5 protein-coding genes and 1 pseudogene are annotated in these 8,794 nt (G+C 73.8%); 2 read left to right on the top strand and 4 right to left on the bottom strand.

Annotated features, from left to right (window positions below):
* Nucleotides 1-332: 332 nt before the first annotated feature.
* Nucleotides 333-1,379, bottom strand: a complete 1,047-nt coding sequence (locus ASF38_RS08345; RefSeq protein WP_056575121.1) for an alanine racemase — start codon at nt 1,377-1,379, stop codon at nt 333-335.
* A gap of 115 nt (nt 1,380-1,494) precedes the next feature.
* The gene (locus ASF38_RS08340; RefSeq protein WP_056575119.1) at nt 1,495-2,643 is read right to left on the bottom strand and encodes a peptidoglycan bridge formation glycyltransferase FemA/FemB family protein; all 1,149 of its coding nucleotides are present in this window, start codon (nt 2,641-2,643) and stop codon (nt 1,495-1,497) included.
* A gap of 124 nt (nt 2,644-2,767) precedes the next feature.
* On the opposite strand from ASF38_RS08340, the gene ASF38_RS08335 reads away from it, so the two are divergent.
* The gene (locus tag ASF38_RS08335; RefSeq protein ID WP_056575117.1) at nt 2,768-3,691 is read left to right on the top strand and encodes a siderophore-interacting protein; all 924 of its coding nucleotides are present in this window, start codon (nt 2,768-2,770) and stop codon (nt 3,689-3,691) included.
* A gap of 51 nt (nt 3,692-3,742) precedes the next feature.
* Here the strand turns inward: ASF38_RS08335 and murJ are convergent, their stop codons facing one another.
* Together murJ and ASF38_RS08325 are read right to left on the bottom strand one after the other, a co-directional pair.
* Complete coding sequence (gene murJ / locus ASF38_RS08330; RefSeq protein WP_082480613.1) at nt 3,743-5,506, bottom strand: murein biosynthesis integral membrane protein MurJ; 1,764 nt, start codon at nt 5,504-5,506, stop codon at nt 3,743-3,745.
* Nucleotides 5,499-7,589: a DUF6049 family protein gene (locus tag ASF38_RS08325; protein WP_156366851.1), complete on the bottom strand. Its 2,091-nt coding sequence runs from the start codon at nt 7,587-7,589 to the stop codon at nt 5,499-5,501. Before ASF38_RS08325 ends, murJ begins: the two co-directional genes overlap by 8 nt.
* A 110-nt stretch (nt 7,590-7,699) precedes the next feature.
* Here ASF38_RS08325 and ASF38_RS08320 point away from each other — a divergent pair.
* Nucleotides 7,700-8,794, top strand: a pseudogene (locus ASF38_RS08320) (CCA tRNA nucleotidyltransferase); the annotation flags it as partial.

Below are 8,794 nucleotides of genomic sequence, written 5' to 3'. Positions count from 1 at the left end.
CCTCGGCCCTGCTGATTCCGCGCGCCACCTACCTCCGACGGCTCCCCACGGCGCCGAAGGAGGGCGCGAGGACGACCTAGGCTCCCGCGCGCTCCGAAGCCGGGGTGCTCGGCGAGCCTCTGGCCCGGCCGGCCGGTCGAGGCCTCTCGGGGAGCAGGTCGACCCGGAGCCGCAGCGGCGCAGCCGCAGGGCAGGACCCGACCGGGCCGACGCACCCGCAGGGCAGGACCCGACCAGGCCGACGCACCCTCAGGGCAGGACCCGACCGGGCCGACGCAGCCGCAGGGCAGGACCCGACCACGCCGACGCAGCCGGCCGATCGGGGCGGGACGTCAGTCCAGCGCGACGCGGTCGAACGTGGCCGTCGTGTACCGCACCGCGCACGACACGGCGTCGCCCACGGCGGGTGCCGCGGCCGAGGCGGGCAGCAGCACCTGCGAGGCGTGCATGTGCGGCGGCTCGGCGAACCAGCGCTGCCGGCCGTCGACGGTGAAGGGGCTCAGCGCCAGCCCGGCCGCCTCGAGGCTGCCCTTGGCGAACGTCTTGCCCCGCTGGACCACGCCCACGCCCGCGCGGGGCGCCTCGAGGCCGACGCCGTGGCTCGTGCCGCCGGAGATCACCAGCAGGTAGCCGTCGCGCGGCATGGGGCGTTGGCGGTACCCGACGCGCTCGCCGCGCGAGACGCGGTGGACGTCGAGCACCCGGGCACGCACGTCGAGCGCTCCGAGGTCGCCGAGCCACAGCGACGTGCCCACGCGGGGCCGCACCGTGAGGCCGGGGCGCCGCTCGCGCAGCTGGTCGAGCTCGCTCGGACCGAGGTGCGACACGAAGAACGTCGAGGTCTCGAGCTGCGAGGCCTCCAGGGCGGCGGCCCACGACTCGGCCTCGGCGAGGTTGCTGCCGGTCATCGGCAGGTGGGCGGCGAAGCCCTCGACCTGCAGATCGCCGAGGGCGGCGACCGCCGCGGCCAGCTCGTGCCGGTCGAGCCCGTGGCGGGCCATGGAGGTCTCGCCCTCCACGACGACCCGGGCCCCCGGGCGCACCCGGGCCAGGGCGGTCACGTCCTCGACGCGACCGACCGTGTGCACGACCCGTGGGTCGGCGAGCGCCTGCTCCACGGCCGAGCCGTCCAGGAACGGACGCCACGGGCCGAGCACCATCACGTCGCCGCCGAAGGTCGCCAGCGCCTCGGGCACCTCGGCGTACACGCCGACCGCCACGGTGTCGGCACCCAGCGCGGTGCTCTCCGCCGCCAGTCGTTCGCGGCCGAACCCGTACCCGTTGCCCTTGATCACCGGGACCAGCCCGGGCAGCCGCGCGGCGGTGGCCGTCAGGTGCCGACGCCACCGCTCGGTGTCCACGTGCAGCTCGAACGTCATCCTCGTCTCCTCATGTCGACGACTGCGTCGCCGCATTCGTCGCTCGGACGAAGCGCGATCACGCGCGCAGCGGGTGCGTGCGTCGAGAGGGCGTGGACGGCGCGTGCGTCGCGCTTCATCCTCGTCTCCTCATGTAGGCCGTGAAGGCGGCGTAGAGGGGGCGGTTGAGGGGGAGGTCCCACTCGCCGAGGTACTCCACCGCCTGGCCGCCCGTGCCGACCTTGAACTGGATGAGGCCGACGTGCGGGTCGTCGGGGTCGAGGGTGTCGGTGATGCCGCGCAGGTCGTAGACGGTGGCGCCGGCGGCCAGGGAGTCGCGCATCATCTGCCACTGCACGGCGTTCGAGCCGCGCACCTCGCGCTTGGCCGACGTGGACGCGCCGTAGGAGTACCAGGCGTGCGTGCCGACGCGGACGAGCGTCGTGGCTGCCACCAGGTCGCCCTCGTGGTGCGCCAGGTACAGCCGCATCCGGTCGGGGTCCTCGGCGTTCAGCGCGTCCCACATCGTCAGGAAGTAGCCGAGGGGGCGAGGCGTGAAGTGGTCGCGCTCGGCCGTCTCGGTGTAGATGCGGTGGAACGCCTCCACGTCGTCGCGCGAGCCGAGCGTGACCTCCACGCCGGCCTTCGCCGCCTTGCGGATGTTGCGGCGCCACAGCTGGTTCATCCCCGCCAGCACCTGGTCCTCGGTGAGTGCGGTGCCGTCGGCGTCGGCGAGCGGGAGCCAGAAGTTGTACTGCGGCTGGCCCGCGCTGAACCCGCCCTCCGTGGCGAGCCGTCGCCAGCCGAGGTCGCTCAGCCGGTCGGCGACGGCCAGCGCGTCGGCGTCGTTGACGTCGGCCGGGACCTCGCCGAGCGTGCCGAGGGCGGAGTCGGCCACCGCGGCCTTGACGGTGGCGGCGTGCCAGCGTCGGGTGACGACGGGCGGGCCCATCCGGATGCCGAACGCCTTCTTGGCCTTGAGGTGCGCCGCGAGCGGTGCGAGCCAGGCGCCCAGGTCGTCACCGGCCTCGAGCCACGGCAGCACGGGCCCCTCAGGCAGGTAGGCGAGGAAGCGCTTGACCTTCGGGACCTGGCGGTAGAGCACGAGCGCGGCGCCGACGACGGCACCGGACGCGTCGACCCAGCCGACGGACTCCGCACCCCACTCGGCCTTGACCTGCGCCCACGCGGGGGTCTGCAGGAAGGAGACGGAGGGGCGGCTCGCGACGAAGTCGAGGTGCTCCTCGCGGGTGATCGTGCGGACGGTCACGGATGCGGGGCTCACCCGGCCGAAACTACCAGCGTCGAGCACGGCCGCAGAATCAGTTAGGCTAGCCTAAGCAAGTCCGTCGGGCGCCCCGTGCGCGGCGCTCGCGGCCACGCACCGCTCCCCAGCTCTCGGAGGAACCATGCCCACCGCCGCACCGGCGATCTGCACCGCCACCGTCGTCCGGAAGGTGCGGCTGTCGGCGCACCTGGTCACCGTGACGCTGCGACCGGACACCTTCGTCTCGACGGGCGTCCCGGACGAGTACGTACGGCTGCTGATCGCCCCCGCGGGTGCCGAGCTCGCGATCCCGGAGTACGACGAGAACTGGGTCATGACGCTGCCCGAGGGCGGTGTCGAGCCGGCCGCGCGGGTCTACACCATCTCCGACCACCGGGTGGTCGACGAAGCACCGGAGATCGACATCGACATCGCCGTGCACGAGCGCGGCGTCGGCTCGGACTGGGCGCGCAGCTGCGTCACCGGCGACCGGGTGGGCCTCATGGAGCCGCACGGCCTGTACGCCGCCCCCGACGACACGGCCTGGCAGCTGCTCGTCGCCGACATCACCGGTCTTCCGGCGCTGGCCCGCATCCTGCGTGGGCTGCGGCCGGGGCAGCAGGTCGAGGCCGTCGTGGTGCTCACCGACGAGCGCGACCGCATCGCCCTGCCCAGCCCGGCCGACGTCGACGTCCGCTGGGTGGTCGTGGACCGAGAGACCGACATCTGCGGCGCTCTCGAGGCGGCCGTCACCGAGCGGGACCTGCCCCGCGGGGGCGAGGTGAGCGCCGACGTCCCGGCCAGCCGGTACGTGTGGCTCGCCGGCGAGGCCAGGGCCAGCCGCGGGGCGCGACGTCGGCTCCGGCGCGACCTCGGCTGGCCGCAGGCGGACTTCTACACCTGCGGGTACTGGCAGATCGAGGCCGAGCAGTGGAACGCCCGCTACGAGCAGGTGGCCGAGGAGGTGGACGCGCAGGCCCGGCAGGCGTACGTCGAGCTGGCCGACACCGACCAGGGCGCCTACCTCGACGCCATCGAGGAGATCTACGAGAAGGCCGGGCTCTGACGGGAGCCACGGACGACCGGACCGCCGCGGTCACGGACCGGGGGGTCGCACCTAGCGACGCAGGAGCGACCCGACGAGGTGCGACAGCTCGCGCATCCTCACCACGCGGGCCGCGGCGAGGTAGCCGAGGCCACCCAGCGCACCGCCCGCCGCGAGCACGAGGAGTCCGCCCTCGGGGGTGTCCCGCGGCACGCCGACGGAGTCGAGCGCGGCGGTGGCGCCGAGCATGAGCGCGGCGGCGACCCCGCACGCGACCACGAGCTTGAGCAGGAAGCGGCGGGTCTCGGCATCGACCAGTCCGCCACCCAGTCGACGCGACAGCAGCGTCGTCGACAGCACGGCCCCCACGGCGTAGGCGACGCCGAACGCGAGGGCGAGTCGGGGCGCGAACTCGTCGGGCTCGGCCCCCCGCGTGAAGCCGATGGCCGCGGCGACGTTGACGGCGGCGATCACGACCTGGACGAGGAACGGGGTGCGCGTGTCCTCGTCGGCGTAGAAGCCGCGCAGCACCATGTAGTGGATCGTGAAGAACAGCAGCGCGAGGGCGAACGCGGCCATGGTGGCGCCGATGGCCGGTGCGCTGACCCGCAGCGTGGGCGCGAAGCCGAGCACGGCCGCGGCGGGGACGCCCAGGCACGCCAGGGCGGCGGCCAGCGGGGCGATCACGGCCAAGGTGATGCGCGCGGTGCGCTGCAGCTCGAGCACCATCCGGTCGTACCGGTGGTCCTGGGCCAGGGCGGAGATCGTGGGGATGATCGCGGTCACGAGCGAGACGGTGATGACGCCGTGCGGCATCTGGCTCACGAGGTAGCCGAGGGCGTACACGTTGGCCCCGGCGCCCTCTGCGCCCTGGCTGGCTCCGGTCAAGGTGCCCTTCGAGCCGAGGCGCTGGACGACGATGTAGGCCACCTGGTTGGCGGCGATGAAGCCGAGCGTCCACAGCCCGAGCCGCAGGGTGTGGCCCAGTCCGACGCCGCGGAAGTCGAACCGCGGCGAGAACCGGAACCCGGCGGCACGCAGCGAGGGCAGCAGTGCGAGGTACTGCGCGACGATGCCGGCCGTGGCGCCCAGGCCCAGCAGGACCGCCTCGTTCGTCGTGAAGCCGCCGCTGCCCGCGGCGTGGCCGTGGACGACCAGGAACACGCCGAGCGACAGCATGGCCACGACGTTGTTGACGATGGGCGCCCACATCATCGGCCCGAACCGGCGGCGAGCATTGAGGATCTGGCCCACCAGCACGAACGCGCCGTAGAAGAAGACCTGCGGCATGCACAGGTACATGAGCAGCTGCGCCGACTCCCGCTGCGCGGCCAGCTCGGGCTCGAACAGCTCGGCGTCGAACACGACCCGCATGATGAGCGGGACGAGCGCGACGAGGGCGAGGGTCGCGACCCCGAGCACGAGCATCCCGAGGGTGAGGATGCGGTTGGCGTAGGCGTCGCCGCCGTCGGCGTCGGCGCGCATGGCGCGCACGAGCTGGGGGACGAGCACGACGTTGAACACGCCGCCGGCCAGCAGGATGTAGAGGGCGTTCGGGACGGTGTTGGCGATCTCGAAGAGGTCGCCGTTCAGCGCCGCACCGATCGTGAAGGCCAGCAGGAAGCTGCGACCCAGGCCGGTGAAGCGCGAGACGATCGTGCCGAGCGCCATCCAGGCGCTCGCCCGCGCGACGTCCGACTGGGCGGGTGGGTCCTCGCCGGAGGGATGCTCGGGAGGCAACGGCGCCTCGGGGGCTGCGGCCTCGTGGGCCGGGGCGTCGGCCGACTCGGTCTCGCCGGCATCGCCGCCGTCGTGGGGGCGGGGAGTCTCACTCATCGGGCTCGCCCCGTTCGAGCGCGTCGCCCCGGCCGCGACCGCGCAGGAACCGGCGGCCCAGCGCGAACAGCACGAACAGGCCCGCCGCCCCCATCAGGGCCCACAGCGCCATGCCGACCCGGCTGGAGCGCACGTTGAACGAGTCGGCCTGGCCGACCGGGGTGCCGCCGCTGGTGATGAGCTGCGCGGTGAAGGTCGACGACGTCTGCTCGCCGACGTCGACGGTGACGGTGAGCGTGCGCCGCTCACCGGCCTCGACCTCGACGGGCTCGACGTCGGGCACCGTGAGCGCCGGGTTGCTCGTGCTGATCCGCACCCCGACACGGACGGGGTCGTCGGTGTCGTTGCTCACGGTGAGCGGGAACGTGCCCTGCGAGCTCGACAGCGTGATCGCCGGCGGCCCCTCGACCTGCAGCCCGTCGAGCGCGGCACGGGTGCGCCGCAGCTGGTCGACGGCGGCCTCCGCGCCCGTGTCGCGGTCGCGGCGCCACGCCACCGAGAGCAGCTCGGCGACGGTGCGGTCGGTGCGCGCCGTGACGTCGTCGGCGTCGACCACCAGGTCGGAGACGACCGATGCAGCACGCACGAGGTCCTCGACGGCACGCAGCTGTCGCCCACGCAGCGGCGTGGCGTCGGAGGTGCGCGGGACGGACCCCGTGTACGACGCGCGGCCGGTCGAGAGCAGGTCCTCCAGGTCGCTCGGCGTGACGAAGTCGGGCGTGAAGGCACCCGAGAACGAGCCGGCCTCGGCGTCGCCGGGATTCCAGGTGGGGTCGAGGAGGACGAAGGCGTCGGCCTTGGACTGCCGGTCGCCTCGACGTTCGAGCGAGGCGAACGCGGCCTCGCTCACCAGCCGCTGGCGCAGGGTCGCCACGGTCTTGGAACCGGGCACGCCGACGTCGAGCCCGGCGTTGACGAACAGCGGGACCGGGCCCTCGTCGGTCCGGCGGGTGACGATGGAGCCCAGGCGCGGCTCCCAGTCGGGCACGGCGTCGCGGGTGACCACCACCGGCCGTTCGCCGCCGTCACGCACATCGCTGAGCAGGCGCGACGTGACACCGGTGCGGGTGGGCCAGGTGACACGTCGCCCGGTGAGCTGGAACCGGGCCAGCGTGCCGGACGTGGCGCGGTCGACGGTGGCGGCGAGCTGGGCGGCGTCGTCGGACGTGCTGATGGCCAGCACGTCGGGTCGGGCGTAGTCCAGGGACCAGGTGGTGACCCGGCGGGAGAGCTCGGTCAGGTCCGTCAGGAAAGTGCGGGCAGCCGCACGCTGGACGGCGGTGACCTGCACGCCTTCCGGCAGTCGGCGGCCCTCGGCGAGGTCGTCGAGCCCGACGAGCAGGGCCGGGTCGAGCACGATGGTGGTGCCCGGGCCCGGGGCCTGCCGAGCCCGGTCGAGCAGGTTGCGCAGCTGGCCCCCGGGCGAGACGCGCTCGGCCAGGTCGGGTGCGTCGAGGTAGGTGCCGTCGGGGCCGATCCGGTCCGGCATGACGAACGGCCACACGAGACCACCCGGCACGCGGGGCGAGGTGTCGTCGATGCGCGGCAGGAACGTGGTGGCCCGCGCGATGGCGTTGGTGTCGCGGGTGCCGTCCTCACCGGTCGCGAGCACCTGCACGCCGACCGGGTAGACGCCCTCGGCGCCGTTGATCCTCAGGTCCTCGTAGGGCACCTGGACGCGGAACGGCCGGGTCGAGCCCGGCTCGAGGGTGCCCACCTCGTCGATCGCGTCGAGCTCCACGACGCGCTGGCCGGTGTAGGTGGCCTCGCTCTCCACGGCGTCGGTGACCTGCTGCCGGGTCGTGAACGGGGCGGGCGCGATCACCAGGTAGGCCTGCGCCTTCGTCCAGCGCTCGTCACCGGAGTTCGTGACGAGTCCGCTCAGGGTCACCGTGGCGCCGTCGCGCAGCTCGGTGGGGCTCACGCCGGTGATGCGGATCGAGACGTCGGGGTCGATGGCGGCCTGGGCGGCCGGCGCGCCGACGAGGACCGCACCCCAGCCGACCACGGCCGCGAGGACGGCGGCGACCCGGCGGTGGAGGGAGCGCGGGCCCGGACGCAGACGTCGGCCCGGGTTCGTCACCCGGCCCATCGTAGTGGCCGCACCTGTGCGCCCCGGGGACGCGGCACGTCGGCAGCGCCGCGCCCACCACGCACCCCGGCACCGGTGCCCGGACACTAGACTCTCCCCCCGTGCCCGACCCTCAGCCGACGACCGACGCCACCGCCGTGCGCGCGGCCGTGGCCGCGGTGCTGGACGAGCACCCCGTGCTCGCCGACCTGGGTGCCCTGTTCGAGGCCGCCGGGCACGAGCTCGCCCTTGTCGGCGGCCCCGTCCGCGACGCCCTGCTCGGCCGCGCGGTCAACGACCTGGACCTGACCACCTCGGCGCGCCCTGACGACGTGGAGCGCATCGTGGCCGGCTGGGCCGACGCCGTGTGGGACGTCGGCCGCGAGTTCGGGACGCTCGGCCTGCGCAAGGGTGGCGACCAGATCGAGATCACGACGTACCGGGCCGACGCCTACGACGTGTCGTCGCGCAAGCCGCAGGTGGCCTTCGGGGACCGGCTCGAGGGAGACCTGTCGCGCCGCGACTTCACGGTCAACGCGCTCGCCGTGCGGCTCCCGTCGGCGGAGTTCGTCGACGAGTTCGGGGGCCTCGCCGACCTCGCGGCCGGGCTGCTGCGCACGCCCGTGACCCCGGAGCAGTCCTTCAGCGACGACCCGCTGCGGATGATGCGCGCGGCCAGGTTCGCCGCGCAGCTGGGCTTCGGGGCCGACGACGCCACGGTGTCGGCCATGACCGCGATGGCCGACCGGATCGAGATCGTGTCGGCCGAGCGGGTGCGCGACGAGCTCGTGAAGCTGGTGTGCGGAGGAGACCCGGTGGCCGGGCTCCGCCTCCTCGTCGACACCGGTCTGGCCGAGCACGTGCTGCCCGAGCTGCCGGCGTTGCGGCTGACCGCCGACGAGCACCACCGTCACAAGGACGTCTACGAGCACTCGCTCACCGTGCTGGAGCAGGCGATCGAGCTGGAGCACCGGCTCGACCACCGGCCCGACCACCGGCCCGACTTCGTGGTCCGGTTCGCCGCGCTCGTGCACGACATCGGCAAGCCCCGCACCCGACGCTTCGTCGACGACGGCACGGTGACGTTCCACCACCACGACGTGGTGGGCGCCAAGATGACGCGCAAGCGGATGAAGGCGCTCCGCTTCAGCAACGACCAGATCGACCAGGTCAGCTTGCTCGTGGAGCTGCACCTGCGCTTCCACGGCTACGGCTCG

This window comes from Aeromicrobium sp. Leaf272 (assembly GCF_001422865.1).
Lineage (GTDB): Bacteria > Actinomycetota > Actinomycetes > Propionibacteriales > Nocardioidaceae > Aeromicrobium.
The sequence above is the reverse complement of the archived record's forward strand: the minus strand, read 5'-3'. Positions and strand labels throughout refer to the sequence as shown.

What these genes read in the sequence shown, in the direction of transcription:
- murJ (WP_082480613.1), bottom strand. Translation starts at nt 5,506, where the DNA reads ATGAGTGAGACTCCCCGCCCCCACGACGGCGGCGATGCCGGCGAGACC.
- ASF38_RS08335 (WP_056575117.1), top strand. Translation starts at nt 2,768, where the DNA reads ATGCCCACCGCCGCACCGGCGATCTGCACCGCCACCGTCGTCCGGAAG.
- ASF38_RS08345 (WP_056575121.1), bottom strand. Translation starts at nt 1,379, where the DNA reads ATGACGTTCGAGCTGCACGTGGACACCGAGCGGTGGCGTCGGCACCTG.